The 26,983-nt window shown below is 71.1% G+C and carries 29 protein-coding genes and 2 tRNA genes; 7 read left to right on the forward strand and 24 right to left on the reverse strand.

The window, feature by feature from the left end:
* Positions 1 to 164: 164 nt before the first annotated feature.
* From clpX to GA0070619_RS21665, 5 genes are all read right to left on the reverse strand, one after another.
* On the reverse strand, positions 165 to 1,460 hold the full coding sequence (gene clpX, locus GA0070619_RS21645) for an ATP-dependent Clp protease ATP-binding subunit ClpX (RefSeq protein ID WP_088949750.1): 1,296 nt from the start codon (positions 1,458 to 1,460) through the stop codon (positions 165 to 167).
* 209 nt (positions 1,461 to 1,669) lie between these two features.
* Positions 1,670 to 2,332: an ATP-dependent Clp protease proteolytic subunit gene (locus GA0070619_RS21650; protein ID WP_088949751.1), complete on the reverse strand. Its 663-nt coding sequence runs from the start codon at positions 2,330 to 2,332 to the stop codon at positions 1,670 to 1,672.
* 10 nt (positions 2,333 to 2,342) lie between these two features.
* A complete protein-coding gene (locus GA0070619_RS21655) occupies positions 2,343 to 2,984 on the reverse strand; it encodes an ATP-dependent Clp protease proteolytic subunit (RefSeq protein WP_088949752.1) in 642 nt (213 codons plus the stop codon).
* A 196-nt stretch (positions 2,985 to 3,180) separates the two neighbouring features.
* Positions 3,181 to 4,521, reverse strand: a complete 1,341-nt coding sequence (gene tig, locus GA0070619_RS21660; RefSeq protein ID WP_088949753.1) for a trigger factor — start codon at positions 4,519 to 4,521, stop codon at positions 3,181 to 3,183.
* Between the two features lie 138 nt (positions 4,522 to 4,659).
* A tRNA-Pro gene (locus tag GA0070619_RS21665) sits at positions 4,660 to 4,733 on the reverse strand.
* Between the two features lie 200 nt (positions 4,734 to 4,933).
* On the opposite strand from GA0070619_RS21665, the gene GA0070619_RS21670 reads away from it, so the two are divergent.
* A tRNA-Gly gene (locus GA0070619_RS21670) sits at positions 4,934 to 5,007 on the forward strand.
* A 177-nt stretch (positions 5,008 to 5,184) separates the two neighbouring features.
* Here the strand turns inward: GA0070619_RS21670 and GA0070619_RS21680 are convergent.
* Positions 5,185 to 5,979, reverse strand: coding sequence for a hypothetical protein (locus GA0070619_RS21680; protein ID WP_088951961.1), 795 nt, complete (start codon positions 5,977 to 5,979; stop codon positions 5,185 to 5,187).
* Between the two features lie 128 nt (positions 5,980 to 6,107).
* Between GA0070619_RS21680 and GA0070619_RS33140 the strand changes: the two genes are divergently transcribed.
* Complete coding sequence (locus GA0070619_RS33140; protein WP_088949754.1) at positions 6,108 to 6,518, forward strand: hypothetical protein; 411 nt, start codon at positions 6,108 to 6,110, stop codon at positions 6,516 to 6,518.
* A gap of 31 nt (positions 6,519 to 6,549) precedes the next feature.
* On the opposite strand, the gene GA0070619_RS21690 is transcribed toward GA0070619_RS33140, so the two are convergent.
* The 3 genes from GA0070619_RS21690 to GA0070619_RS21700 all read right to left on the reverse strand — a co-directional run bounded on the left by GA0070619_RS21690 (position 6,550) and on the right by GA0070619_RS21700 (position 8,521).
* Positions 6,550 to 7,047: a GNAT family N-acetyltransferase gene (locus GA0070619_RS21690; RefSeq protein ID WP_088949755.1), complete on the reverse strand. Its 498-nt coding sequence runs from the start codon at positions 7,045 to 7,047 to the stop codon at positions 6,550 to 6,552.
* 125 nt (positions 7,048 to 7,172) lie between these two features.
* The gene (locus GA0070619_RS21695) at positions 7,173 to 8,015 is read right to left on the reverse strand and encodes a hypothetical protein (RefSeq protein ID WP_088949756.1); all 843 of its coding nucleotides are present in this window, start codon (positions 8,013 to 8,015) and stop codon (positions 7,173 to 7,175) included.
* Positions 8,012 to 8,521, reverse strand: coding sequence for a SigE family RNA polymerase sigma factor (locus GA0070619_RS21700; RefSeq protein ID WP_088949757.1), 510 nt, complete (start codon positions 8,519 to 8,521; stop codon positions 8,012 to 8,014). The genes GA0070619_RS21695 and GA0070619_RS21700 overlap by 4 nt, the downstream gene beginning before the upstream one ends.
* Positions 8,522 to 8,713: 192 nt before the next feature.
* On the opposite strand from GA0070619_RS21700, the gene GA0070619_RS21705 reads away from it, so the two are divergent.
* Both GA0070619_RS21705 and GA0070619_RS21710 read left to right on the forward strand, forming a co-directional pair.
* Entirely contained in the window at positions 8,714 to 10,858 is a 2,145-nt protein-coding gene (locus GA0070619_RS21705) for a M14 family zinc carboxypeptidase (protein WP_088949758.1), read from the forward strand.
* 95 nt (positions 10,859 to 10,953) lie between these two features.
* Entirely contained in the window at positions 10,954 to 11,220 is a 267-nt protein-coding gene (locus GA0070619_RS21710) for a hypothetical protein (protein WP_088949759.1), read from the forward strand.
* A 187-nt stretch (positions 11,221 to 11,407) separates the two neighbouring features.
* On the opposite strand, the gene GA0070619_RS21715 is transcribed toward GA0070619_RS21710, so the two are convergent.
* Entirely contained in the window at positions 11,408 to 11,953 is a 546-nt protein-coding gene (locus GA0070619_RS21715; RefSeq protein ID WP_088949760.1) for a hypothetical protein, read from the reverse strand.
* A gap of 140 nt (positions 11,954 to 12,093) precedes the next feature.
* On the opposite strand from GA0070619_RS21715, the gene GA0070619_RS21720 reads away from it, so the two are divergent.
* Positions 12,094 to 12,435 carry a hypothetical protein gene (locus GA0070619_RS21720; RefSeq protein WP_088949761.1) on the forward strand — a complete coding sequence of 114 codons (342 nt, stop codon included), beginning with the start codon at positions 12,094 to 12,096 and terminating at the stop codon, positions 12,433 to 12,435.
* 2 nt (positions 12,436 to 12,437) lie between these two features.
* Here the strand turns inward: GA0070619_RS21720 and GA0070619_RS21725 are convergent, their stop codons facing one another.
* From GA0070619_RS21725 to GA0070619_RS21740, 4 genes are all read right to left on the reverse strand, one after another.
* A complete protein-coding gene (locus tag GA0070619_RS21725; protein ID WP_088949762.1) occupies positions 12,438 to 12,905 on the reverse strand; it encodes a ribose-5-phosphate isomerase in 468 nt (155 codons plus the stop codon).
* 88 nt (positions 12,906 to 12,993) lie between these two features.
* Positions 12,994 to 14,193, reverse strand: coding sequence for a DUF1015 family protein (locus GA0070619_RS21730; protein WP_088949763.1), 1,200 nt, complete (start codon positions 14,191 to 14,193; stop codon positions 12,994 to 12,996).
* Positions 14,194 to 14,282: 89 nt separating this feature from the next.
* Complete coding sequence (locus GA0070619_RS21735) at positions 14,283 to 14,858, reverse strand: hypothetical protein (protein ID WP_197699561.1); 576 nt, start codon at positions 14,856 to 14,858, stop codon at positions 14,283 to 14,285.
* Positions 14,859 to 15,062: 204 nt separating this feature from the next.
* The gene (locus tag GA0070619_RS21740) at positions 15,063 to 15,689 is read right to left on the reverse strand and encodes a mycothiol-dependent nitroreductase Rv2466c family protein (protein WP_088949764.1); all 627 of its coding nucleotides are present in this window, start codon (positions 15,687 to 15,689) and stop codon (positions 15,063 to 15,065) included.
* 222 nt (positions 15,690 to 15,911) lie between these two features.
* On the opposite strand from GA0070619_RS21740, the gene pepN reads away from it, so the two are divergent.
* Complete coding sequence (pepN, locus tag GA0070619_RS21745) at positions 15,912 to 18,461, forward strand: aminopeptidase N (protein ID WP_088949765.1); 2,550 nt, start codon at positions 15,912 to 15,914, stop codon at positions 18,459 to 18,461.
* Positions 18,462 to 18,543: 82 nt separating this feature from the next.
* Positions 18,544 to 19,107 carry a Uma2 family endonuclease gene (locus GA0070619_RS21750; RefSeq protein ID WP_172862091.1) on the forward strand — a complete coding sequence of 188 codons (564 nt, stop codon included), beginning with the start codon at positions 18,544 to 18,546 and terminating at the stop codon, positions 19,105 to 19,107.
* 56 nt (positions 19,108 to 19,163) lie between these two features.
* Here GA0070619_RS21750 and GA0070619_RS21755 read toward each other — a convergent pair whose 3' ends face one another.
* The 10 genes from GA0070619_RS21755 to GA0070619_RS21800 form a co-directional block, all read right to left on the reverse strand.
* Complete coding sequence (locus GA0070619_RS21755) at positions 19,164 to 19,571, reverse strand: DUF5130 family protein (RefSeq protein WP_088949767.1); 408 nt, start codon at positions 19,569 to 19,571, stop codon at positions 19,164 to 19,166.
* Positions 19,558 to 19,872 (reverse strand): aa3-type cytochrome oxidase subunit CtaJ, encoded by a 315-nt coding sequence (gene ctaJ / locus GA0070619_RS21760; protein ID WP_435794572.1) that lies wholly within the window; start codon positions 19,870 to 19,872, stop codon positions 19,558 to 19,560. Before ctaJ ends, GA0070619_RS21755 begins: the two co-directional genes overlap by 14 nt.
* 57 nt (positions 19,873 to 19,929) lie before the next feature.
* Positions 19,930 to 21,393, reverse strand: coding sequence for an amidase (locus tag GA0070619_RS21765; RefSeq protein ID WP_088949769.1), 1,464 nt, complete (start codon positions 21,391 to 21,393; stop codon positions 19,930 to 19,932).
* 88 nt (positions 21,394 to 21,481) lie between these two features.
* Positions 21,482 to 22,483, reverse strand: coding sequence for an amidohydrolase family protein (locus GA0070619_RS21770; protein ID WP_088949770.1), 1,002 nt, complete (start codon positions 22,481 to 22,483; stop codon positions 21,482 to 21,484).
* Positions 22,483 to 23,007, reverse strand: coding sequence for a 3-hydroxyanthranilate 3,4-dioxygenase (locus GA0070619_RS21775; RefSeq protein WP_088949771.1), 525 nt, complete (start codon positions 23,005 to 23,007; stop codon positions 22,483 to 22,485). Before GA0070619_RS21775 ends, GA0070619_RS21770 begins: the two co-directional genes overlap by 1 nt.
* Positions 23,004 to 23,426, reverse strand: a complete 423-nt coding sequence (locus GA0070619_RS21780) for a RidA family protein (RefSeq protein WP_088949772.1) — start codon at positions 23,424 to 23,426, stop codon at positions 23,004 to 23,006. The genes GA0070619_RS21775 and GA0070619_RS21780 overlap by 4 nt, the downstream gene beginning before the upstream one ends.
* The gene (locus GA0070619_RS21785) at positions 23,423 to 24,196 is read right to left on the reverse strand and encodes a 2-keto-4-pentenoate hydratase (protein WP_088949773.1); all 774 of its coding nucleotides are present in this window, start codon (positions 24,194 to 24,196) and stop codon (positions 23,423 to 23,425) included. Before GA0070619_RS21785 ends, GA0070619_RS21780 begins: the two co-directional genes overlap by 4 nt.
* On the reverse strand, positions 24,193 to 25,257 hold the full coding sequence (gene dmpG, locus GA0070619_RS21790) for a 4-hydroxy-2-oxovalerate aldolase (RefSeq protein ID WP_088949774.1): 1,065 nt from the start codon (positions 25,255 to 25,257) through the stop codon (positions 24,193 to 24,195). The genes GA0070619_RS21785 and dmpG overlap by 4 nt, the downstream gene beginning before the upstream one ends.
* Positions 25,254 to 26,186 carry an acetaldehyde dehydrogenase (acetylating) gene (locus tag GA0070619_RS21795; protein WP_269458520.1) on the reverse strand — a complete coding sequence of 311 codons (933 nt, stop codon included), beginning with the start codon at positions 26,184 to 26,186 and terminating at the stop codon, positions 25,254 to 25,256. Before GA0070619_RS21795 ends, dmpG begins: the two co-directional genes overlap by 4 nt.
* Positions 26,183 to 26,980, reverse strand: a complete 798-nt coding sequence (locus GA0070619_RS21800) for a 2-keto-4-pentenoate hydratase (protein WP_088949775.1) — start codon at positions 26,978 to 26,980, stop codon at positions 26,183 to 26,185. The genes GA0070619_RS21795 and GA0070619_RS21800 overlap by 4 nt, the downstream gene beginning before the upstream one ends.
* Positions 26,981 to 26,983 lie beyond the last annotated feature (3 nt).

The following is a 26,983-nucleotide window of genomic DNA, read 5'->3' on the forward strand; positions in this document are numbered from 1 at the left end:
GCGACGGAACGCTTCCCGTCGGATCCAGCGGCGGTCAGCGTGACGACAGCGGCGAAGCGGCCCGGCTGATGATGGTGGCGGTCCCCCGGTCGGGCGAATGGGACCGCCGAACGCGATCACGCCGGCCGCGTCAGGATTGAGCGGCCGGCGTGACACGGGGAGGATCAGGCCGACTTCTCCTCGCGGTCCCGCCGGGCACGGCGCCCGGTGAACTCGCGCGGAACGATCGTCGGGTTGACGTTTTCCAGGACCACCTCGCGGGTGATCAACACTCGGGCGGCGTCGGGGTTGCTGGGCACCTCGAACATCGCGGAGAGCAGAACCTCCTCGATGATGGCGCGCAGACCACGGGCACCGGTGCCCCGCAGCATCGCCTGATCGGCGATCGCCTCCAGTGCCGGCTCGTCGAACTCCAGCTCGACCCCGTCCAGCTCGAACAGGCGCTGGTATTGCCGGACCAGCGCGTTGCGCGGCTCGGTGAGGATGCGAACCAGGGCGCTGCGGTCAAGGCTGCGCACGTTGGTGATCACCGGCAGCCGGCCCACGAACTCGGGGATCAACCCGAATTTGAGCATGTCTTCCGGCATGACCTGGCTGAAGATGTCGTCGGTCGACCGATCAGACACCGAACGGAGCCGGGCACCGAAGCCGGTGCCGCCCTGCCCGGTGCGGGACTCGATGATCTGATCCAGGCCGGCGAACGCACCGCCGCAGATGAACAGCACGTTGGTGGTGTCGATCTGGATGAACTCCTGGTGCGGGTGCTTACGACCACCCTGCGGCGGGACGTTCGCCACCGTGCCCTCGAGCATCTTGAGCAGAGCCTGCTGCACGCCCTCGCCGGAGACGTCGCGCGTGATCGACGGATTCTCCGACTTGCGGGCGATCTTGTCGACCTCGTCGATGTAGATGATGCCGGTCTCGGCGCGCTTGATGTCGTAGTCCGCGGCCTGGATCAGCTTGAGGAGGATGTTTTCCACGTCCTCGCCGACGTAACCCGCCTCGGTCAGCGCCGTGGCGTCGGCGATGGCGAACGGGACGTTCAACATCCGGGCGAGGGTCTGTGCCAGGTGGGTCTTGCCGCACCCCGTCGGACCGAGCAGCAGGATGTTGGACTTCGCCAGCTCGACGGCATCATTGCCGGAGCCTGGCGCGTTGGCCGCCTCGGCCTGGATCCGCTTGTAGTGGTTGTAGACCGCGACCGCGAGCGCCTTCTTGGCCTGATCCTGCCCCACGACGTAGTTGTCGAGGAACTGGCAGATCTCCATCGGCTTGGGAAGCTCTTCCCACTTCACCTCGCCGGACTCGGCCAGCTCCTCTTCGATGATCTCGTTACAGAGATCGATGCACTCGTCGCAGATGTAGACCCCTGGGCCCGCGATGAGCTTCTTGACCTGCTTCTGCGACTTGCCGCAGAAGGAGCATTTCAGTAGGTCGCCGCCGTCACCGATCCGTGCCACCTACGTTCTCCCTGCACTCATCGGCCGGAGACCCGGCCCTGACCTGCGGACGCTGCGCGCCGTCCGGCTTGGTTCGCCCCGCCGATCGACCGGCGAAGCGGTACGGACCCGACGTTACCCGCTGGCGGGGCATTCTCCGACCCCCAAAACGGGTGTGTCAGAGGTCGGCCGGGAACGAAAGCCCCGGCCAACCTCTGACCCGGTACTGCTCAGCTAGCGGCCTGGGCGGCCAGCAAGCCCTTCTTGCGGCTGGTCAGGATCGTGTCGACCAGCCCGTACTCCTTGGACTCCTCGGCCGTCATGATCTTGTCACGGTCGATGTCCTTGCGAACCTGCTCGATCGGGCGGTTGCAGTGGCGGGACAGCATGTCCTCCAGCTGCGTACGCATCCGCAGGATCTCCCGGGCCTGGATCTCGATGTCCGAGCCCTGCCCGTAGCCGCCCTCGGTGGCCGGCTGGTGGATGATGATCCGCGAGTTCGGAAGAGCCATCCGCTTACCGGCGGTGCCCGCGGACAGCAGCACCGCAGCCGCGCTGGCGGCCTGGCCGAGGCAGACCGTCTGGATGTCCGGACGGACGTACTGCATGGTGTCGTAGATCGCCGTCATCGCGGTGAACGAGCCACCCGGCGAGTTGATGTACATGATGATGTCGCGGTCCGGATCGGTGCCCTCGAGCGTCAGCAGCTGGGCCATCACGTCGTTGGCCGACGCGTCGTCCACCTGGACGCCGAGGAAGATGATCCGGTCCTCGAAGAGCTTGTTGTACGGGTTCGACTCCTTGACCCCGTACGACGTGCGCTCGACGAACGACGGCAGCACGTAGCGGTTGTGCACGGCCGCGAACTGGGGCGGCAGGCTCAGATCGGTCATCGTCAGCTCCTCAGCTCAGGGTCCCGGCGCCATCCGGAACCTGTGCGGCCCCGATGATCACCTTGTCGATGAAGCCGTAGTCCATGGCCTCCTGGGCGGTGAACCAACGGTCCCGGTCCGAGTCCGCCTCGATCTGCGACTGGTCTTGGCCGGTGTGGTGCGCGACCCGCTCCTGGAACATCCGCTTCGTGTAGAGCATCTGCTCCGCCTGGATGGCGATGTCGGACGCCGTGCCGCCCAGGCCACCGGACGGCTGGTGCATCATGATCCGGGCGTGGGGCAGGGCGTAGCGCTTGCCCTTGGTGCCCGCGCAGAGCAGCAGCTGACCCATCGAGGCAGCCATGCCCATCGCCACTGTCGACACGTCGTTGTCGATGAACTGCATGGTGTCGTAGATCGCCATGCCGGAGTAGACCGAGCCACCCGGCGAGTTGATCCACAGGTTGATGTCGCGGTCCGGGTCCTCCGCGGCGAGCAGCAGCAGCTGCGCGCAGATGCGGTTGGCGACCTGGTCGGTCACCTCACTGCCCAGGAAGATGATGCGCTCCTTGAGCAACCGGTTGTAGACCGAGTCGTCGAGGTTGCCAATGGAGTCGCCACCGCGCGCTTCAATCGCCCGGAGCGACTTCTTGGGGATGTGCATGTCGGTCATGGCAGCCCTTCGCTCTCCGTACCGTCTTTCCCGACACTAACCGCTGTGCGGGGCGGCAGAGTCCCGGTCGGGGCACTGTTCGCTCTCAGCGCAGCTGTGTCGGGCGTACCCGCGGCGCGGGCTTCCGGGCCGTACCCCGGAAAGGGAAACGGCCGCCATCCACCGCGCAGCGGCGGACGGCGGCCGCACCCGACGATCAGTGGTTGTGCTCGGCCTCGTTGGCGGCGCGCAGCGCGTCGAGGCTGACGGGGTTGCCGGCCTCGTCCTTGATCGTGATGCGCTCCATGACAGCGGCGAGCGCCTTGCCCCGCCGCACGTCGCCGAAGACCGCAGCGGCCGCGCCGGAGCGCACCAGCTGGTCGTAGTACTGCTGGGGAGCCATCCCGGCGCGCTGCGCCCGGTGCACGATCTCGTGACCGAACTCGTCGTCGGAGACCTGGACGTCCTCGGCGTCGGCCAGCGTGTCCAGCAGGAGCTGGACCTTGACGCCCTCGGTCGCCGCCTCGGTCAGCTCGGCGTCGATCTGCTCCTCGGTCTTGTCCTCGGCCGCGAGGTATTCCTCCATGGAGGCGCCGATCCGCTCGAGCTGGTCAACCATCGCCTGCTTGCGGCTCTCGACCTCCTCGCGGACGACACCCTCCGGGGCCGGGATCTCGGCGGCCTCGACGAGCTGCGCCAGGGCCTTGTCCCGAGCGGCGTAGATCTGCTCGACCTGCTTGCCCTGGGTGACCCGCGCCCGCAGGTCGCCGCGCAGCTCCTCGATGGTGTCGAACTCGCTCGCCATCTGGGCGAACTCGTCGTTCAGCTCGGGCAGCTCCTTCTCCTTGACCGTGCGAACGGTCACCGCCACGTCGGCGTCGCGACCGGCGAAGTCGCCGCCGACCAGCTGGGTGGTGAAGGTGGTTTCCTCGCCGGCGGAGAGGCCGACCACTGCCTCGTCCAGGCCCGGCAGGAGCTGCTTGCTGCCCACCTCGTGGGAGATGTTGCTCGCCTGGCCGCCCGGCACGTCCTCGCCGTCGACGGTGGCGTTCAGGTCGATCTGGACGAAGTCACCCTCGGCGGCGGCCCGCTCGACGGTCTTGAGGGTCGCGAAGCGCTCCCGCAGGTTCTTCACCTGCTCGTCGATCTCGCTGTCGTCGATCTGCAGCTCGTCGACGGTCACCTCGATGGCGCTCGTGTCCGGGATGGTGATCTCGGGCCGGACGTCGACCTCGGCGGTGAAGTTCAGCGAGTCACCGTCGTTGAACTCGGTGATCTCGACCTCGGGGCGCCCCAGCGTCTTGAGGTCGTGCTCACGCACGGCGGCGAGGATGTTCTCCGGGATGGCCTCCTGGACCGCCTCGTTGAGGACGGTGCCCCGGCCCACCCGCTGGTCGATCACCGCGGTCGGCACCTTGCCCCGGCGGAAGCCCGGGACCTGGACCTGCGAACCGATCTCCCGGTACGCCTTCTTGAGGCTCGGCTCGAGCTCGACGAACGGCACCTCGATGGCGAGCCGCACGCGCGTCGGGCTCAGAGTCTCGACGGTGCTCTTCACAGGCGTACTCCTTGACGGATCTCAGTTGAGTCTGGGCGTGATTCAGCCCATCGAGTGTAGGCGAGCCGGCCTGACGCTCCGGCATCGCCCGGGGACCGCGCTGGGCGGCACCCGGGGCGGCCCGGCCGCGGACGACAGTCGGGGTGGCGGGATTTGAACCCACGGCCCCTCGCTCCCAAAGCGAGTGCGCTACCAAGCTGCGCCACACCCCGTGGCGACGAGCAGTCTATGCCGTCGCCGCGCCTCAGGCGGTGCCGGGGCAGCCCCCACCCGGACAGATCCCCCGAAACCCGGATCTTCGGGGGTGGCCACGCGGCGCCGGGACGACGCGGCGCGTCAGGCGGTGGCGTGGCTACGCGCCGGGCACAGCCATTGGGTACGCTGTCGGCGCGACCCGCTCAGGTGGGTGCACGCGGGCGTAGCTCAATGGTAGAGCTTCAGTCTTCCAAACTGACTACGCGGGTTCGATTCCCGTCGCCCGCTCCACAGCCCTCCGGCCCAGGTCAGAGGCGGTAACCCCCGATCCGTGGCCGGCCGGCCACTCCCCCGCTTCGATCTCGCGATCCCGCTCGCTGGTCGCGTGCTGGTAGATCAACGCGGCCCGCATGCTCGCGTGGCACATCCGTTGCATCAGGTCCCGAGTGCTCGCCCCGCAGGCAGCGGCTAGCCACCCCTGCTGGCACTTGGGCTACTTCCCCGTGCGGCAGGCCTCGCGTCGGTGGCGGGGATGGTCGGGTTTTGTCGCCTCGCGAGAACGATCACGCCCACCAGCAGGAGCACAAGCCACAGCGGCACCAGCAGGGGAGCGAGTGCCCGCCAGATGGGCCACACCGGCTCGGCGAGCCTGTTCGCGGCCAGGTCCGTCCAGGTGAGGGCGACGCCCGGGAGTAGGGCGACCGTCACCAGCGTGCCGACCAGCCGGGGTACGGGCGGACGTCGCCGCGCCAGCAGCCAGAACAGCGCCGCACCAGCGGCGGCGCCGAGGAGGGTACCGGTGACCGTGGCGGCGAGAAACCCGTCGGGCGCGGCCGGTGCGATGCTCAGCCTCGACCCGTACGTCCGGTGGGTGAGCGTAGCCGTCAGCCCCTCTCTCTCGGCCCGCCAGCCGTCGCACGGAGCACCCGGCACGCGACGGAGCTCCTGCCAACCCCGCGTCGCGGCGGTGCGCCGCAGCTGCTCCGAGAGCGCACAGTCGGCACCTTCGCCGTACTGGAAGTCCACGTGACTCCCGCCGAGGTCGTCGGTAGCCAGAAATTCGCCGTACCGATAGCCGCGCACGATCACCGAGCCGGTTGGCTCGGCCCCAGGGAGCAGCTCTTCCGCCACGCTCTGAGACCGGTCGGGGCTGAGCGGCATGGCGCCCCGGCCGCCGTACCAGGAGCCGACGCCCAGGCCGGCCGTGCCCAGCAGCACCGCGCCGAGCAGCAACATCGCGACGTGCCGCAGTCGAGGTCCCACCGGCCCACCCCCGTCACAGTGCGGCACAGCCTAGCCTGCGCGATCCATCCCTAGTGCTCAGCGCGAGGACATCAGGGGCCAGCCGAGGCCACTGTCCGTCGATACGGTTCCTGCGCGACCGGTGGCGGATGGCCGAGACTGTGGCGGTGTCGCACAAGGGTGAGGGCGCTCCGCGCAGGCAGGTCGTTCTTGCCGCTCTGCTCGTCGTCGCCGGCGTGCTCGTCCTCTTCGTCCCGGCGGGCGACGAGGGCAGGGTCCTCGTCGCCCTCAGCGAAGGTCACGGACTCACGGCCGTGGACGTGGTCGGCGCGGCGCTGCTGACGGTGGGCGGCACATGGCTGGAGGTGCTCGTGGTACGACGCCTGCCGCATCTCGCCCTGCCCCCACGGGCCCTGTTCGCACTCGGCCTGCTGGCCGGCCTCGGCGTGGGACTCCTGATCGCCTCGGTCTTCTCGGGGTTCTTCTGGTGGTGGGCCGTCGGCGCCAGCACGCTTGGCGTCGCCGTCGCCGTCCTCGTGCCCCTCACGGCGCGCCGGTGAGGCCGGCGCGCCCCGGATCATCCCGTACGCGTCACGAGGCGCGCGGCAACGTGAGCCACTCCTGCCAGGCGATGTCGCGGCCCAGATAACGGGGCTGCCGGAAGGGCCAGTCGGCGGCGATCCACTGCGGCACCAGCGCGTCGAGTGCGCGCTCCGCCTCGCCGCCGACGAGGTCGTCCACCACCCACCAGGAAACCTCGCCGTCCGAGCCGGCGCGCTCGGGCGGATCGACGTATACGCAGCCCAGGATCGCCGTCTCGTCCGCGTCCAGCAGCGCGTAGTTGAACGACTGGTGCGCGGCTATCTCGACCTCGTGCCGCAGCAGGTCGATGCGGTCCTCTTCGTAGGTCATCTTCTCGTTCGGCCACGCCCAGGCCGGACCGAAGATCTCCCACAGGCGCTCCCGGGAGCCCATCACCGCGGGGTAGTCGAGCGCCGTGTCCGCCTCCCGGATCGGCCGCAGGTGAAGCGTGGTGCCGGGCACGGGCACGTGGACGGGGTGGACGAAATCGTCGGGCAGCCAGCTCATGGGCGCTGACGCTACAACCGCACGACACCGGATGATCCCGGCGGCGGGCCTTGACGCACAGCAAGGCCCAGGTGGGCCACACGGTCGCGGCACCTGGACCCACTCGGCTCAGCCGAGTTGCCGTGTCACTTCAGGTGAAACCGTTCGTCGACGGCGAGGGCCGCCAGCTGCGGCACGGAGAACGGCAGCTTCGTCAACGCCGGCCGACTCTCGTCGAGCGTCACACCCTGCGCCACGAAGACCACCACGCCATCCGGGTGCCGGTACGCCGACCACTGGTCGAGCCGCTCGTCGCTGCCCGGCCGGACCACCACGCCGACCTGCACCGCTCCCACCGTCTCGACCTGGCACTCGCCCTGCATGCCCCAGAAGTTCTGGGCCAGGGCGCACGGCTCGGTCGGCAGCGGGTTACCGGCGTCGTGCACCTCGACGATCACGCGCCCGGTGCCGTTGCCCTGGGCCACGGCCACGGAGGACGAGTAGCTCCACACGTCGACGCCGTTCACCTTGTCCTCGAACTGCGCCTGGTGGGTCCGCAGCGTCCGCTCCTCGGCGGACCGGCTCGGCGGATCCTCCGGCGTGGTGTAGCCGGAGGGTATGACCGAGACAGCCTCGTTGAGCAGGTGAACTCCCTGGTCGTGCTTGGACCCGGCTCGCGCGGTCCGGTCCTCCTGCGGTCGACCGTCGGGCCCGGTCGGCCACGCCTGTTTGGTGTCCCCCGACGCGTCCGGAGATGCCAGTGGCCCGTTGCCCGCCGGCTGGTAGAGGCGGCCGTCCGGAGTGGTGACGGCCGCGAAGCCGGCGACCGCCAGCACGACAGCCGCCGATCCGAGGGACGCCCACACCGCTCGGCGGCGCAACTGCGTCCGCCGGGCCGCGCCGAGCGCTGCTCCCGTACTCAATGGTGGTGGCGGGGTAATGCTCGCCATCTCGCTGCGCAGACCCTCGCGCAACTGTTCCTCGTTCATCGCTCCCCCATCTCGATCCCGCTGTACGTGGGTGCCAGGAGGCCGCGCAACGTGTCGAGCCCGCGTGCCGCCTGGCTCTTCACCGTCCCTGGAGAACACTCCAGCAGCGCCGCGACATCCTCGACGGACAGGTCCTCCCAGTAGCGCAGAACCAGCACGGCCCGCTGGCGCGGTGCCACGCGGGCCAGCGCCTGGAGCAGCACCAGCCGGCTCTCCGCCGAGTCGGGCGGGGCCACCTGGTCGGTGTCCTCGCCACCCACCCGTTCACGCCGCCACCAGCCGCGACGGCGCTCGTCGAGGAATGTCCGGATCAGGATCTGGCGCACGTAGCTGTCGAGCACCTCGTGCCGGGAGATCCGGTTCCAGACCCGGTAGAGCTTGACGAACGCGGTCTGGACCAGGTCTTCGGCGCGGTGCCAGTCGCCGCACAGCAGGTACGCGGTGCCGCGCATGGCACCGGACCGTGCCGCGAAGTACTCGGCGAACGCCTTGTCGCGATCGCTCATTCAGGCCTCCGATCCCCGTTTCGAGGTAGTCACGCGGGGTCTGGCCCGCCGGGTTGCTCCGGAACTCGCGGACATGTCACCCGATCAACGCCGAACGACGTCCGGAGGCTACAACCGACGCATCACCTTGACAGGTGTCGATCTATGCACTGGTGTAAGGACCAGGTACATCGATGTCCGTCAGGAGGGCACATGATCGTCCGACGACGGTGGACAGCTGCCGCCACCACAGCGATCCTGTTCAGCGCAGTGCTGTCCCACCCCGCTCCGGGAACCGCGGCACCCGCCGATTCCGCACCACCGATCACCCTGAGCGCCACCGAGACCGCCCTGGTCCGGGTGCAGCTACGTGACCAGGCACAGCTCGACCGGCTCGTCGCCACCGGCGCGGACCTCGCCAACCGGCCCCGGGCGCGGGACGGGCGGATCCTCGCCGACCTCGTGCTCAGCGGCACGCAGCTCGCCGAGCTGACCGCCCAGGGCGCGAAGGCCGTACAGGTCGTGCAGCGTGCCGGGGACGGCAGCCGGCACCATGCCGAGAGCGTTCGCGCGGCGCAGGCCCGCACCGCCGCCGGGCTGCGCGCTCCGGCCGCCGGCCAGCGGACCACCGCCGCTGCGGCGGTGGACACCCTCCAGGTGCAGCAGGCGTACTGGTGGACCACAAGCGGCCAGACCTTCCTCCAGGCCCAGGTGGCCACCACCGCCACCGACGACCCGGACGTCGAGATCACCGTCAGTTGGCGAACGGCGGACGGCGCCACCGGGTCGTTCCCGCTTTACCGGTTCGAGGACTCCGGCGAGTACCAGTACCACTACAACCTTCCCCAGCCGGTGCCGAACCGGCCGGTCCAGTTGACCGCCAGCTCCAGCCTCGGCGGGGCCAGCCGCGTGGTCACGCCGACGTTCTGGCCCAACGCCACCCCGCCGCCCCTGCCGGCCGGTTACCAGAAGGACTTCATCGACGCGTACCTGACGCCGACCGACATCCAGGCGCGGATCAAGCGGCTGGCCCGCCAGTACCGGGATCTGGTGGACGTGATCGACCTACCGAACAAGACCCAGGGATACCGGCGCAACGCCGTCGCGTACCTGGGTGACCCGGCCGTGGCGGCCGTGGTGGTCGAGTCGGTCCGCTTCGGCGACCAGGGCATGAACGGCGTGCAGGTGCGGACGGTCGACCCGGGCCGGCGCAACCGACCGCTGACCGTCCGCTACCGCGATCGCGTGCTGACCGTGTCGCTGGCCACCGACACCGCCGGCAAGGCGGTGAGCACCACCGACGAGGTCGCCGCGGCGATCAACGCCCGCCAACCGAACCGCTTCCGGGCCACCGTCGAGGACGGCTCGACCGGGCTGCCCATGCCGGTCGCCGGTCCGGCCCGGCTCGACGACGGGTTGCAGGGCACCGAGGTGCCGGCACGGCCTTGGACGGTGCAGGCGCTGCGCCTCGGCGTACACCGTGACGGCTCCCGGGTCGGCGTGCTCGCCTACTCTCAGGAACACGCCCGGGAGTGGGCCACGCCGCTGGTGACGCTGGAGTTCGCCGAGCGGATGCTGGCCAACGCCCGGACCGACCCGGCCACCCGAGAGCTGCTGGAGCAGGTCGACATCTTCGTCATCCCGACGGTCAACCCCGACGGCGCGAACTATTCGTTCAACGACTTCAACATGCAGCGCAAGAACCTGGTCAACCACTGCACCGGGGCGGCCCGCGACCCGAAGTACCGCACCTCGTGGGGCGTCGACATCAACCGCAACTACACCGTCGGGTCGTACTTCGACGGCTACGTGGGCGCCAGCGCCAACTGCCTCTCCGGCACCTACACGGGCACCGCCGAGCTGTCCGAGGCGGAGAGCAGCAACGTGATCGCGCTCGCCCAGGCCCACTCGAACATCAAGTTCGCGATGAACGTGCACTCCTACGGCGGGTACTTCATGTGGCCGCCGGGGGCGTACCGGGCCGACGGCCGGGTCACCCTGCCGCGACCGTCGATCGACGAGTCGACGCTGTTCCTCAACAGCGCCCGGCGGATCGTCGGCGCCATCGCGCAGGAACGCGGCACCGTCACCTGGCCGTCGCAGACCGGGCCGGTCGCCGACGTGCTCTACTCCGCCGCCGGCAACTCGGCGGACCAGCTCTACTACGAGCTGGGCATCTTCGCCTGGGACTTCGAGGTCGGCAACGACCGGTGGAACCCGGCGACCAACCAGTGGGAGGGCGTCGGCTTCCAGCCGCCGTTCGACGAGGCACACGGCGAGTCCCAGGAGTACGCCGGCGGACTGGTGGAAATGGTCCGGGTGGCCCGCGACTACGCGGCGGCCCAGCCCGCTGCCTGATCTCCCGGGCGGTGCCGTGCCCGCACGCCGGGCACGGCACCGCCCGCCGACATTTCATCTGTTTCCGCCCAACGGCTCGCGGGTAGGGCTTGTTCATGGACACGAACACCACGGCCCACCTGATTGGCGGCCCCCGCGACGGCAGCACCCACGACACCGGCGGCGACGCGCTCGTCGAGCTGGAGATCGACGGCATGATGCACCGCTACATCAAGACCACCAAGCAGCACGACGACGGCCAGCCGCTCTACAACTACGACGGGATGGTGGCCCCTGACGGCGGCGAGCCCGGCGTCGAGGACCCGGCCGCCCGGGTCGCCTCGCCCCGCGCCGACGCCGAGGGGCACGGCGGCACCCACTGACCGCAACACCGAGCGGATCGAGCCGCCCCGAACGGGGCACCAGTCGAACCGGCCGGCCACGGATGAACCGTGGCCGGCCGGGTAAGCAGCAGCCTTGCCTGGTGGGGAGACGACCGGCGTCGCGGCGTGCCGCGACCGGGCGTACGGGCGGGCGGCACAGAGCCGACCCGCCCGTACGCGCCCGTGATCAGTTCGAGGAGATCCAGTTCCAGGCCGAGACGACCCACTCGGTCTGCTGGAGCCAGGCCACACCGAGGCCGACGAGGAACACCGCCGTCGCCAGGTGGGCGCCGCGCGCACCGCGCCGGACCCGACCGAGTTGCCGCTCCAACACCACCCGGCCGACCAACCGGAACAGGGCGAACAGGCCGACCGCCACCAGCAGGCTGAGCACCAGCACCAGCAGCGGACCGCTCAGGTCACCCTGGCCGGAGAGCGCCCAGATCCCCCAGCAGACGAAGGCGAACAGTCCGGCCGCCGCGCTCCACTCACCGCCACGCCGGAGCTGCGACATCCGCGAGCTCAGCGACCGGCGCGGGGCCGGCTCGCCGGGCCAGCCGGTGCCGGTCGGCTCCTGCTCCACCACCGGGAACGGCTCGGTCCGCGGGCTGCGCGGCTGGCCCACCGGGGCCACACCCCGGCGGAACCCGTCACGCTGCGGCGGCACCCCGACGCCGGCCTGCGGTGGCACCTCCACGGTCCGCTCCGCCCACGGCTGCGTCTGGTCTGCCATCTTGTCCTCCCCCTGACCGACGGCAACAACACCGCCTGATTCCGAGGGTAGCCAGCCGGCAAACTGGTCGCCGACCCCGCCCGAGACGCCGGCCGACGCGACAGTGCCGAATCCCACCCCGGGCAGGGTACGGTCGGCTGATGGGTGACCCCGACCGACGACGGCGACGGCTACGCCACCACCCCGACTCGGAGCCGGCCGGGCGCAGCGCCGACGGCCCGACGGTCAGCACCCCCGGGGTGCATGACGGTGACGACCCTCCGCCGCGCCGTCGAGGCCCGGGTGGCGACGAGCGCGACGGCGAGCGGGGGCTGCGGGGGCTGGTCGGCTCCGGCTCGTCCCAGGTGGGCCTGAGCGCCGCGCTGCGGGCCCGGGACGCCGCCCGGCCCACCGACGAGGATCTGGCCGAGGCGGAAGCCCGGGTGGTTGTCGTCCGCCGAAACTGGGTGCCCCGCGAGGAGTTGCCCCGCTCGCCGCGCTGACCTCAGGGCAGGACGGGCAGCTGCCGGGTCCGCTCATACTCGGCGACCTGGTTGATCCGACGGGCATGCCGCTCGTTGCCGGAGAACGGCGTGTTCAGGAACGCCTCGACGATGCCGGTGGCCTCGTCCAACGTGTGCTGCCGGGCACCGATCGCGACGACGTTCGCATCGTTGTGCTGGCGCGCCAACTGAGCGGTCTCGACGCTCCAGGCCAGCGCGGCGCGGACGCCGGCGACCTTGTTGGCGGCGATCTGCTCGCCGTTGCCGGACCCACCGATGACCACGCCGAGGCCTGTCTCGTCGGCCACCACCTGGTCGCCGGTGTGCAGGCAGAACGTCGGGTAGTCGTCGTCCGGGTCGTAGCTGTGCGGGCCGACGTCGACGACGTCGTACCCCTGCTTGGCCAGGTGGTTGGCCAGGTGCACCTTCAACTCGAAACCGGCGTGGTCGGATCCCAGGTAGACGCGCATACCGGGCAGTCTGTCAGGCCGCGCTCTCCGACGTCGCGGGGGCGGCGTCGGAGAGCCGGGTTCGTCACACGGTCGTGCCGGGGAACGCTCAGCGCGGCAGCTCGGCGACGACCAGACCGCCCCGCGCCTTCGGGGTGAACCAGGTGCTCTTGCGGGGCATCTTCTCCCGAGCGAGGTTCACCGCGACGAAGTCGGCAACGGTCACCGGCGCGATGAGGATGGCCAGCTCGGCCCGCCCTGCGTCGACTTCACCGGTGAGCCAGCTCGCCGGGTAGTCACCGCCGACGTAGGTGATCCTCTTGTCGCCCGGGTCCAGACCGAGCGCGTCGCGCAGCAGCAGCCGCTCGACCAGAGCGTGGTCCAGGTTTTCCAGGCGGGCGGAGGCCGTCGCCGGCAGGCGCACCGCGTACCCCTGGCCGTCGAGGCGGAGGTGCACGGTGCCGCCACCCTGCGGGACCTCGACCGGGCCGTCGATCGGCTCGACCTCGGCGCCCGCAGCCCGCAGCCGGTCGAGCAGCTCGGCCGGTGTGGTGGTCAGCTCGCTGACCAGTCGGTTGTACGGCTGGATGGCCACCGACGCGGGGGTCGTGACCACGGCCAGGAAGCGCGACAGCCCGCCGGTCTGGGCAGCCAGGCTGCGGTGGTTGCCGTCCGCGACGACCAGCTCCCCGCCGCCGGCGAGAGCGGTCAACGCGGCCTGCTCCGGCCCGGGGCCGAGCAGCCAGATGGCGTGCGTGCGCCCCGCCTGGTCGGTGTCCGTCGCGGCGGGCGCGCCGGACATCTCGGTCGCCGACGCGAGCGCGGCGTGCAGCTCGTCGCCGCGCCCGGTCTGGAGCAGCAGTACGGGTGAGAGCAGGTGACCAAGCGCCTCGGCCAGTGCCACCCGCTCGCGCACCTTGGCGATGAAGACGTCCTCGTTGCGGATGACCAGACCGGGCTCGTCGGCCCGGGTGGAGATCTGGTCGGTGTCCACCATCGCGAACAGCCCGTACGCCGGCTCCTCGCCGGGTGCGGTGATCCGGTAGAGCACCACCACCTGCTCGGCGGGGGTGTAGCTGCCGTCCGCCTTGGCCTCGGCGAGGCGCGCGACCGCGTCCGGCAATGCGTCCAGGAACGACCTGCCCAGGCTCTGCGGGGCGCGGTGCGGCATCTCGATGCCGAGGGCACTGTGCGGGTTCGCCTCGATGATCGCGGTGATTTCCGCGTCGTCGGCGAACTCGTCGTAGTTCTGCGCGCCGGTGCCACCAGTGGTGACCCACGCCCGGGAGATCGGATGCACGACCGTCATACCCGCTGACGCTACCGGCGACGGTGTCGCCGTCGACGGGGGACCCGCGGGGGGTCCACCAGATGAAAGCGCCAGGCCGGGCGGAGTGGTCAGCCGGTGCGGTCGGACGCGCCCCGGCGGTGCCTGCCTGCGGTTGCCGGCCCGCCGTTGCCCCGCCGGCCGTTGCCGACCGGCCCGGTGTTCACGGCACGGCGGGGTGACGCGGGCGGCCCCGGCACGGGCCGCTCGGGCGGCGGCGACGGGACGGGTCGCGGGCTCATGGGCGGCGTGGGCACCGGACGTGAGGGGGCGGGCGCCGGCGGAGGCGGCGCGGGTTGGGCCGGTGCCGCCGCCGACGGGACGGGCGGCGTCGCGACGGGCGGCGCCGGGACCGGCAGCGCCGGCACGGGCGACGCCGCGGTGGACGCCACGAGGTCGGTCGGGCCGGAGTCGACGGCCGACGTCAGAGGGTCGGCCGACGTGGGCGGTGAGAGCCGGGAGGTCACCGGAACCCGGGCCACGCCCACCACGATGGGCGGCGCGAGCAGGTCGACCAGATGGGCGGGTAGGTCCGGACGGACCGCCGGCCAGCGGGAGTCGTCAACGGACCAGTAGGCCGCGCCGGGAGTGTCGATCACCCCCTGCCGGGTCAGCTGATCGTCACCGGACGCACGGTGCTTGGCCATCGGGATTGCCTCCACGAACTGCGGGGTGCGGCCCTGCGGGTCGCTGCGGCGGACATGCAGGCCAACGAGCGCGGCGGTCTCCCGGTGACGGGGCGGGCATCGCCACGACGCGACACGCCGAGCGGGGCGCGCTGCGGAGGTGGTCGGCGATGGAAAGGACCCCCGATCGACGCCGGGCGTCGACCGGGGGCCCCTGGGCACACCTCAGTCGAAGATCGGGCCCTGCTCCCGGGTGCGCTTGAGCTCGTAGAAGCCCGGCGTGCCGGCGACCAGCAGGACGCCGTCCCAGAGCCGGCCCGCGGCCTCCCCCTTCGGAGCCGGGGTGATCACCGGGCCGAAGAACGCGACAGGGGTGCCGTCCGGGCCGGGCGCGTGGACGACCGGCGTGCCGACGTCCTGCCCGACCGGGCGCATCCCGGCCTCGTGGCTGGCCCGCAGCGCCTCGTCGTGGTCGGTGCTGTCGGCGGCCGCGGCCAGCGCCGGGTCCAGACCGGCGTCGGTCAGCGCGGCGACGTACAGCTCGTGACCCCGCTCCTCCTTGCCGAGGTGGATCCGGGTGCCGAGCGCGGTGTAGAGGGGACGCAGGGCGTCGTTGCCGTACCGCTGCTCGGCGGCGATGCAGACCCGCACCGGGCCCCAGGCGGTCTTCAGGAACTCCTTGTATTCCTCGGGCAGCTCGTCCCGGCCATCGTTGAGCACGGCGAGGCTCATCACGTGGAAACGGATGTCCACGTCACGGACCTGCTCGACCTCAAGCAGCCAGCGGGATGTGATCCACGCCCACGGGCAGGCCGGGTCGAACCACATGTCGGCGGTGACACGATCGGTCACGGTGAGGTCCCTTCGCGACGGGGGGCGCCGGCAGTCCGGCGTCTCAGGGGAATCTTCACCCCGCAGCCCGTCGAGCGGCACCCGAATGAGAGCGTGACCTCGGCCACCGCGGGCTGCTCGTACATGGAAGACTCGGTTCGGGCCGGCCGCCACGAGCGGTTGGCAGACGGGCGCCGCCGGGCGTACGGCGAGATGTTGGGATGGAGACGAACAGTGCCGGGAGTGCGCAACCTGACGCAGGTCGAGGCGACCGAGCGGGCCCGCCTGCTCAATGTGACGGGGTACGACATCAGTCTGGACCTGTCCACCGCCGTGCTGGCGGCGGACGGCCGCACGTTCCGGTCCACGACCGAGGTGCGTTTCCGCTGCTCGGAGCCGGGTGCGAGCACGTTCATCGAGCTGGCCGCCGAGTCGGTGCGTTCCGCGACGCTGAACGGCTCCCCCGTCGACCTCTCCGACTGGTCGGCCGAGAAGGGCCTGGTGCTGTCCTCCCTGGACAGCGACAACACGCTGGTCGTCGACGCCGACTTCGGTTACTCCAACAGCGGCCAGGGTCTGCACCGCACTGTCGACCCGGTGGACGGCGAGACGTACCTCTACAGCCAGTTCGAGACGGCCGACGCGCAGCGGGTGTTCGCCTGCTTCGACCAGCCCGACCTGAAGAGCGTCTACACCTGGCACGCCACGGTGCCGGCGCACTGGCGGGCCGTGTCCAACATGCCCGTGCAGCGCGAGGAGCCGGCGGGTGAGGGGCTCAAGACCCTGCACTTCACCGTGTCGCCCCGGATGAGCACCTACATCACCGCGATGTGCGCCGGCCCGTACCACGAGGTGCGGGACAGCCACGACGGCATCGACCTGGGGGTGTTCTGCCGCGCGTCGATGGCGCGCTACCTGGACGCCGACGACCTGTTCCTGATCACCAAGCAGGGCTTCGACTTCTTCCACGAGAAGTTCGGCGTGCGCTACCCGCTGCCGAAGTACGACCAGCTCTGGGTGCCCGACTTCAACGCCGGCGCGATGGAGAACTTCGGCTGCGTCACGCACGCCGAGTCGCACTACCTGTTCCGCTCGCAGGTCACCGACTTCGAGTACGAGCAGCGGGCCAACACGATCCTGCACGAGCTGGCCCACATGTGGTTCGGCGACCTGGTCACCATGCGCTGGTGGAACGACCTGTGGCTCAACGAGTCGTTCGCCGAGTGGGCCAGCCACTGGTGCAACACCCATGCCACCCGGTTCACCGAGGCGTGGACGACGTTCCTGTCCATCCGCAAGAACTGGGGCTACCGGCAGGACCAGCTCTCCTCCACGCACCCGGTCTACACCGAGATGCCGGACATGGAGGCCGTCGAGGTCAACTTCGACGGCATCACCTACGCCAAGGGCGCGAGCGTCCTCAAGCAACTCGTCGCGTACGTGGGTGAGGAGCCGTTCGTCGCCGGGCTGCGGGCCTACTTCGGCAAGCACGCCTGGGGCAACGCCACCTTCGACGACCTGCTCACCGAGCTGGAGGCGGCCTCCGGCCGGGAGCTGCGCAAGTTCGCGGCGCAGTGGCTGGAGACCGCACAGGTCAACACGCTCCGCCCGGAGGTGACCATCGGCGCGGACGGCACCTACGAGCAGGTGGCGGTCCTCCAGGAGGCGCCGACGGCATACCCGACGCTGCGGACGCACCGGATCGGCGTGGGCCTGTACGACCTCACCGACGGGCGGCTGGTCCGTCGCGAGCGCTACGAGGTGGACGTGACCGGCGAGCGGACCGACCTCGCCGAGCTGCGCGGTGTCCGGGCGGCCGACGTGCTGCTGCTCAACGACGACGACCTGAGCTACACCAAGCTGCGCCTCGACGACCGGTCGATGGCCAACGTGGTGCAGCACATCGGTGGCTTCGAGTCGTCGCTGGCCCGGGCGCTGTGCTGGACCGCCGCGTGGGACATGATCCGCGACGCCGAGCTGTCGGCCCGTGACTACGTGGCGCTCACGCTGAGCGGGCTGCCCGCCGAGACCGACATCAACCTGGTCACCGCCACCCTGCGGCAGGCGACCACCGCGCTCACCCTGTACGCCGACCCGGCCTGGGCGCCGACCGGTTGGGCCGACCTGGCCCGTACCGCCCGGGACGCGCTCGCCAGCGCCGAGCCCGGCAGCGGTTTCCAGCTGGCCTGGGCCCGCGCGTTCGCCTCGGCGGCCCGCTCCGACGAGGACCTGGCGACCCTGCGCGGTTGGCTGGACGACACCGGCATCCCGGCCGGGCTGACCGTGGACACCGAGCTGCGCTGGTCGGTCCTCGCCGCGCTGGTGGCCAACGGCGCGGCCGGTGCCGCCGAGATCGAGGCGGAGCTGGCCGGCGACCGCACCGCGAGCGGTGAGCGGGAGGCCGCGTACGCCCAGGCGTTGTTGCCGACGGCCGAGAACAAGGCCGCCCTGTGGGCGCTGCTGACCGGCCCCGACGCGCTGCCCAACTGGCGGCACCGGGCGCTGTTGCAGGGCTTCGCGCACCCGACGCAGGTGGAGCTGATCGCCCCGTACCGGGAGCGGTACTTCGAGACGGTGGCGCAGGTGTGGGCCACCCGGGACAGCGAGCCGGCGCAGGAGTTCGCCCAGTTGGCATACCCGGCCTACCTGGTGGAGGACGACACGGTGGCGGCCACCGACGCGTGGCTGGCCGGCGACGGGCACCCCGGCCCGCTGCGCCGGCTGGTCGCCGAGGGCCGCGACGGCGTGCTGCGGGCGCTCAAGGCCCGCGCGAAGGACGCCGAGCAGAGCTGATCAGGGGTACGCGGCCCGTGCCGGCGTGGGCGCGAGCCGACGCCGGCACGGGCCGTTATGGTTGCGAAAGGAGGTGGACGTGATGGCACAGCCGATCTACGAGTGGCGACCCCCTGCGCGCGAGTGGCGCGAGCAGGACCTGTCCAACCTTCCCGAGGATGGGAACCGCTACGAGATCATCGACGGGAGCCTGCACGTGACCCCACCACCGGGTTTCGGACACCAGGAACTGGCCGATGAACTACGGGCAGCCCTGCGAGCGGCGACGCCGACCGGATGGCGGGTAATCCGGGAGGCGGGGCTTCGTGCCGCCGGCAGCAATCTCATTCCTGATGTCACCGTGCTGAAGCCGACGGCCCCTGCGGACGGCACCTGGATCGAAGCAGCGGATGTGGCGCTTGTCGTCGAGGTGGAATCACCGAGCAGCCGTCGGCATGACCGGTTCACCAAGCCTGCGCTCTACGCTGAGCTCGGCATTCCCGCCTACTGGCGGGTCGAGCGCGGCGACTTCGGCCCCGTGATATATCGCTACGAGCTGGTGAAGGGCGTTCACTACAACCTGCTCGGCACGGTCGGCCCAGACGACCCGGTGCAGATCAACGAGCCGTGGCCGATGCGCCTCGACCCCTCCGCCTGGCCCCGTTAAGGTCCGAAAGCCCGGCCCGCTGTTCGCGGGCCGGGCTTCGTCGTACGAGGAGAGGCTCAGCCCTTGCCGGCGTGGCTGGAGAGCTGGTCGAGGCCGTTGATGATGCCGCCGGCCAGGTCACCGCCGCTGAACGCGCCGGCCATCGAGAGCGCGGCCAGCTTGGCGTACGTGTCGGGGATGCGCTTGCGCGCGTACCGGCCGGTGATGATCTCCAGCTGACGCTGGTTGGGCGACACCGCGATCAGCACCGACTTGTCCGGGTCGGCGAGCTGACGGTGCAGCCGCTGGGCGTGCTCCCGGACGGGCTCGTCGAGACCACCGACGAAGACCGAGAAGACCAGGCCGGTGCCCTGGTCGGCAAGGCGCAACGCCTCGTCGATGCGCAGCAGCTGGCGGGTCGAGAAGGGCCCGTCCAGCACCTCGGGCGGATTTTCCGACCCGGCGTGCTTTTCACCAACGGTCACTTGCGCCTCCGGTTCCACCGGCCGGCGCCTCGACGCTGGCCTGCTCAAGCTTGTGGCTGGTCAGCGCGGGCGCCTGCGCCCCCGCCGTCAGCGCGGTGCCGGCCGAGTCGGCCAGCTGCTCCGGGCGGCCCAGGAACCAGACCGGAGTGAAGTCGAAGGGCCGGCCCGGGCGGTAGCGCTTGGCACCACGGCCACCGCCGGTGGCACCACCGCTGCTACCGGCATAGGTGAGGCCGGCGATGACCAGCACCGCGGCCAGCGGGATGCCGACGAAGACCAGCAACGTCTCGGTAACAGACAATCCCAACGCCCCCAGGCGGAAGAAGGACGACCTCGAACAAGCGGGTCGGATGGATGATCATGATGCTGGCCACCCGACGCCGTCACCATTCACGTTAGCGGAGTCGACGGCCCGCCAGATTGCGGGGTGCCGATCCCATCCGTCACTGGAGTTCTCCAGTTGCGCAGCGGTCGCGATGAGCCGCGCGTCGTCGCCGTACCGGCCGGTGAGCAGCACCCCGACGGGCAGGCCGTCGGTGGTGGTGCCGACCGGCAGGGAGACGGAGGGATCGCCGGTGACGTTGAAGATGGCGCAGTAGGGCGAGAAGCGGCGTTGCCGGTCGAAGTCGGCCGCCGGGTCACCATCGGCGGTGAACCAGCCGACGGGCGCCTGCGGCGCGGCCAGGGTGGGACAGAGCAGCAGGTCGACCCCGGCGGTGCGACGGGCGCCGAGGCGGACCTGAGCCTGCAACTCACCGAGGGTGGCGGCCAGCGTGCCGGCGGAGATCTCCGCGCCCCGGGCGCGCATCAGCCGGGTCAACGGCAGCAGCTCCGCCTCCCGCTGCGGCGGCACCGGGGCGAGCGCCAGCACGTACCAGAGGATCTCGAACAGCGGCCACACCGCCGGCCCGAGCGGCGGCGGCACCTCGACCACCTCGTGGCCGGCCGCGGTGAGCAGCGCGGCGGCCCGATCCACGGCGGCCACGCAGTCGGGGTGCACCGGCTCGTCGGCGAGCATCGGCGTGGTGAACCGGCCGATGCGCAGCGGGCCGGGCTCGGCCCGGCGTGCCACGGCCAGATATCCGCCGGGCGGCGCGGGCGGCGACAGGTAGGGCTCGCCGGGGACCGGCACGGCCATCACGTCGAGCAGCGCGGCGACGTCGGCGACGGTCCGCCCGAGCGGGCCGCTGGTGGGCAGGCCGAACGCGCCGGAGCCGAGCGGCCCGCCGGAGACCATGCCACGGCTGGGCTTGTAGCCGACCAGGCCGCAGAGCGACGCCGGGATGCGCAGCGAGCCACCGCCGTCGGACCCCTGGGCGACCGGGACCAGCCCGGCAGCCACCGCCGCCGCGGCGCCGCCGCTGGACCCACCAGCGGTGTACGCCAACTGCCACGGATTGCGGGCCGGCGGCGCAACCCGGCCCTCGGAGTAGAGCGAGCAGCCCAACTCGGAGGTGGTCGTCTTACCGAGGCTGACCAGGCCGGCGGCCTTGATGAACCGGACCACGTCGGCGTCGACCGGCGGGACGAAGTCGACGAAGGCGGCCGAACCGAAGGTGGTGCGCACGCCGGCGGTGAGGGTCAGGTCCTTGATCGCGGTCGGCACACCGTGCAGCGGGCCGCGCGCCTCGACCGGCACGGCGTCGGCGGCGCGTGCGGCCTGCCGGGCGAGGTCCTCGGTGACGGTGACGAACGCGCCCACGGTGTCGCCGAGCGCGGCCACCCGGCCCAGACAATGCTCGACCAGGTCGACGCTGGTCAGCTCGCCGCGGGCGATCGCGGCGGCCTGTTCCAACGCGGTCAGGTCGTGCGGCTCGGCCATCCCCTCATCCTGCCCGCTGGGACGGGCCCCGGGCGTCCGACACACGCCGGACTCCCCACCCACTCGGCCCACCGGTCCACAGATGCGCTCAGCCGCGCAGGAAGCGCTGGGCGTTGGTGGAGAGGAGCTTGTCGCGCTGGGCGTCGGTGAGGAAGTCGGCGTCGCGGACCACCGCGCCGGCCGGGCGTTCCCCCAACGGGTACGGGTAGTCGCTGCCGACCAGCACCCGGTCCTCCCCCATCGTGTCGACCAGCAGCCGCAGCGCGGGTGCCGCGAAGACCACCGAGTCGACACTGAACCGGTCGACGTAGCTGCTGGGCGGGGCGACGGACGCGCCACGGACCAGGTCGCCACGGCGGTGCCAGGCGTTGTCGGCACGGCCCAGCCAGAACGGGAAGCTGCCACCACCGTGTGCGAAGCAGATCCGCAACGTCTCGGGCACCCGGTCGAAGACGCCGCCCAGGATCATCGCCAGCACCGACAGGTGCGTCTCGGCGGGCATCCCGGTGAGCCACCGGGCCATCCAGCGGTGCAGGCGCGGGCCGTCCGGCATGTCCCACGGGTGGACGAAGACGGGTGCGCCCACCTCGGCACAGTGCTGGAGGAAGGTGACCACCCCGGCGTCGTCCAGGTCCCGGTCGCCGACGTGGTTGCCGATCTCCACACCCACGTGCCCGGCGGCCAGGCTGCGATCCAGCTCGGCGCACGCGGCGTCCGGGTCCTGGAGGGGCACCTGGCAGAACGGCACCAGTCGGTCGCCACCGGCGGCGGTGACCTCCAGGGTCAGGTCGTTGAAGATCCGGGCGACCTTCACCGCCTGGTCGGCCGGGCGGTCATAGCTGAAGAAGACCGGGGTGGGCGAGACCACCTGCACGTCCACGCCGTCGGCGTCCATGTCGGCCAGCCGGCGCGACGCGTCCCAGCACTCGGCTCCGACCGGGCGGAACTCCCTCTCCCCCACCATGATCATGGCGGCTCGCTCGGAGTCGACCCGCAGCCGCGGCCAGCCGGACCCACCGCACGCCGCGCCGAGGTCCGGCCACCCCTTCGGTACGACGTGCGTGTGCACGTCGACGACGCCTGCGGGCATCAGCCCTTGCCCGGGTGCAGGGTGCCGCAGTTGGCGCAGGTGCGTGCCTGCTCGTCGGCGTAGAACGCCTGGAACACCGGCGGTAGGTCGGCGGCGATGTCGCGGACCTGCAACTCCACCTCGTGCACCTTGTTGCCGCACTCCGGGCAGTACCACTGGAACGTCTCCAGCGTGCCCTCCTCACGGACTCGCTCGACGACCATGCCGATCGAGCCGGCCTCCGGCCGCTGCGGCGAGTGCGGGGTGTTGCGCGGCAGCATCCACATCTGACCCTCGCGCACGTGCACCGTACGCGGCCCCTCGGGGGTGACCAGGTTGATGTGCATGTTGCCCTTGACCTGGTAGAAGAACTCCTCGTACGGGTCCACGTGGAAGTCGGTGCGCTGGTTGGGCCCGCCCACCACCATCACGATGAAGTCGTCCCCGCCGGGGAACATCTCCTTGTTGCCCACCGGCGGCTTCAACAGGTGCTGGTTGTCCGCGATCCACCCGGGAAAGCTGAACGGTTCGGCGATCTCACTCACGACTGACCTCCCGAGGGAAGAAGGGCCACGGCCTGGATCTCGATGAGCAGGTGTGGATGGGGCAACTGGTGCACGGCCACCGTGGTGCGGGTCGGCCCGGACGCGTCGAAGAACTCCGCCCACACCTCGTTGTAACCACCGAAGTCGTTCATGTTGACCAGGTACGACGTCACCTGGACGAGGTCGGTGAGGTCCGCGCCGACCGAGCGCAGCAGATCGCCGATGTTCTCGATCACGGCTCGCGTCTGCACCCGGATGTCGAGGTTGGTCGTGCCGAACTCGTCCACCGACACACCAGCGAAGCTGTTGTCCGGCCGCCGCGACGACGTACCCGAGACGAAGACGAACCCACCCGCCACCTTGACGTGCGGAAAAGCCCCCCGAGGCACAGCCTTGCCGGCCACCACCCGCGCGGTCACGACGAGGCCCGCAGCGACGCGGTGCCGAGCTTCTCCACGACCGCACGGACGTGCGCGCCGGGACGCAGCGGCACAGCCGCGGTGGCGGCGCCGGCCAGGAAGACCCACCCGGACTCCAGCCGCACGCCGTGCCGGCCGGCCAGCCGGATGCCCTCGTCGAGGGCCCGGCGTGGATCGCCGAGGATCGCCGCCGTCGAACCGACCTGCGCCACCCGCCCGTCGACCTCCAGCAGCACACCCAGGTTGTCCAGCCCCGCCGGTACCGGCGACCACGGCCCGATCACGAACGCGGCGGCCGAGGTGTTGTCGGCGATCACGTCCGGCAGCGAGAAGCGGAAGTCCGCGTACCGGGAGTCGATCAGCTCGATGGCCGGGGCGACCGCGCGGACGGCGCTGGCGAAGTCGCCGACCGGCTCACCCGGCTCGGGCAGCCGGTCCAGCAGGAACGCCACCTCCGGCTCGACCCGGGGATGGATGTACGCGGCCCGGTCCACCACGCCACCGTCGGGGACCCGCATCGTGTTGGTGAGCCGCCCCCAGATCACCTCGTCCACGCCGACCTGGGCCATCTTCGCCCTGCTGGTCAGCCCCATCTTCAGCCCGACGAGCCGCTCACCGGCGTCCACCCGGCGCTGGAGCAGTGCGGCCTGCACGCCGTACGCGGCATCCACGTCGAGGCCGGTCTCGGCGGCGAGTTGCGGGATCGCGGTGGCCGTGGCCGCTGCCACGCCCAGCTTCTCGGCGATCCCGGCGATGTCCGGTCCGATCATGAGGGCTGCTCCTTGCCGGCCAGGTCGAGTGCGACGTCCACGATCATGTCCTCCTGGCCGCCGACCATCCGGCGCCGGCCCAGCTCGACCAGGATCGACCGGACGTCCACCCCGTACCTCGTGGAGGCCCGCTCGGCGTGCCGCAGGAAGCTGGAGTAGACCCCCGCGTACCCCAGGGAGAGCGTTTCCCGATCCACCTGGACCGGTCGGTCCTGCAACGGGCGGACGATGTCGTCGGCCGCGTCCATCAGCGCGAACACGTCGCAGCCGTGCTTCCAGCCGTGCAGCTCGGCGACCGCCACGAAGACCTCCAGCGGTGCGTTGCCGGCACCCGCGCCCATGCCGGCGAGGGAGGCGTCGACGCGGACGGTCCGGCCGTGGGGTGCGTCCGGGCCGACCGGCGCGGACCCGGTGACCCGACCGTGTTCGACGGCGAGCACGCTGTTGGCGACCCCGAGCGACAGGTTGTGGTGCGCGTGGATGCCGATCTGCGTCTCCGGGGCGAGGACCTGCCGGTACGCGTCGACGCGCTGCGCCACGTCGGACATCAGCAGCCGGCCACCGGAGTCGGTGACGTAGACGCAGTGCGCGCCGTAGGACTCCATGAGCTTGGCCTGAGCGGCGAGCCCGGCCGGATCGTTCATGTGCGACATCATCAGGAACCCGGCGACGTCCATGCCGTTCTCCCGGGCCCAGGAGATGTGCTGGGCGGAGATGTCCGCCTCGGTGCAGTGGGTGGCGATCCGGACGCTTGTCACCCCGAGCGCCTTCGCGGCCTTCAGGTCGGCGATCGTGCCGATGCCCGGCAGCAGCAGCGTGGTCAGCTTCGCCGTGGTGAGCACCTCGGCTGCCGCGGAGATCCACTCGGCGTCGCTGGCCGCGCCGTGGCCGTAGTTGACGCTGGAACCGGCGAGCCCGTCCCCGTGCGCCACCTCGATCGCGGCCACCCCGGCGGCGTCCAGCGCGGCGGCGATGGTGCGGACCTGCTCGACGCTGTACTGGTGGGCGATGGCGTGCATGCCGTCGCGCAGCGTCACGTCCTGGATGTACAGGTCGGTCATGGCGCGGCCACCTCCGAAGAACGCAGGGCGATCAGCCGCTCCGCGGTACGCAGAGCGGCAGAGGTCATGATGTCCAGGTTCCCGGCGTACGCCGGCAGGTAGTGCCCGGCACCGGAGACCTCCAGGAAGACCGACACCTGCAACGCGGTGAGCTGCCGCCCGAGCGTCGGCACGTACGCCCGCACCCGGTCGAACTGCACGTCCTGCTTGAGCCGGTAGCCGGGGACGTACTCCTGCACCGCCGCCACCATGTCCGCCACCGAGGCGGCGATGGCGTCGGTATCCGCGTCGGCGTCCGGGCAGAGGCAGTAGACGGTGTCCCGCATGAGCAGTGGCGGGTCCGCCGGGTTCAGCACGATGATCGCCTTGCCCCGCTCGGCCCCGCCGACCACCTCGATGGCCCGAGCGGTGGTCTCGGTGAACTCGTCGATGTTGGCCCGGGTGCCCGGGCCGGCCGACCGGGAGGCGATCGAGGCGACGATCTCCCCGTACGCCACCGGGGTGACCCGGCGCACCGCGGCGACGATCGGCACTGTCGCCTGCCCGCCGCAGGTCACCATGTTGACGTTCGACTCGTGCAGGTGCTCGTCGAGGTTGACCGGCGGCACGACGTACGGGCCGAGCGCGGCCGGGGTCAGGTCGACCACCGTGCGGCCGTGCGCGCGCAGCACCTCGTCGTGGTGTCGGTGCGCTCCCGCCGAGGTGGCGTCGAAGACCAGCTCGACGTCGGCGAACTCGGGCATCGCCACGAGCCCGTCCACGCCGTCGGCGGTGGTGGCGACGCCGAGCCGGCGAGCGCGCGCCAGGCCGTCGGAGGCCGGGTCGATGCCGGCCATCGCCACCATCTTCAGGCTGTCACTCAGCCGGAGCACTTTGATCATCAGATCGGTGCCGATGTTTCCGGACCCGAGCACCGCCACACCGGTCACTGGTTGTCTCCCTTGCTGAAACTCGTGCGCACCGAGCCGAGCCCGGAGATCCGTGCCTCGTACGCGGCTCCCGGGGTGACCGGGACCATCGGGCCGAGCGCCCCGGAGAGCACCACGTCCCCGGCGCGCAGCGGGTCACCGGCGCGGGCGAGCGTGCTGGCCAACCAGTGCAGGGCGTGCAGCGGGTTGCCCAGGCAGGCCGCGCCGGCGCCGACCGAGACCGGCTCGCCGGCGTGTTCCAGCACCATTCCGCACAGCCGCAGGTCGACGTCGGCGAGGCGGCGAGGCGTGGTGCCGAGCACGAAGAGCCCGCTGGAGGCGTTGTCGGCGACGGTGTCCACGATGGAGATGTCCCAGCCGGCGATCCGCGAGTCGACGATCTCGATCGCCGGCAGCACGTAGTCCACCGCGCGGATCAGGTCGACAGTGGTGATCTGCGGGTCGGCGAGATCCTTGTCGAGCACGAACGCGATCTCCGCCTCGACCCGCGGCTGGAGCAGCCGGTCGATGGGCACCTCGACCCCGTCGCCGACCGCCATGGCGTCGGTCAGCATGCCGAAGTCCGGTTGGAACACCCCGAAGGTCTCCTGCACCGCCCGGGAGGTCAGCCCGATCTTCGCGCCGACCCGGCGTTCGCCGCGGCCCTGCCAGGCCCGCGCCTGGAGTTGCTGCACGTGGTACGCGGACTCGACGTCGCCCTCCGGCAGCAGCCGCCCGCGCAGCGGTGGGCAGGGCTTGCCGGTGCTGCGGGCGTCGGCCAGCTCCCGGTTGGCGGCCTCGATGTCAGCTTCCATGCC

The sequence above is a fragment of the Micromonospora zamorensis genome (assembly GCF_900090275.1).
GTDB classification, from domain to species: domain Bacteria; phylum Actinomycetota; class Actinomycetes; order Mycobacteriales; family Micromonosporaceae; genus Micromonospora; species Micromonospora zamorensis.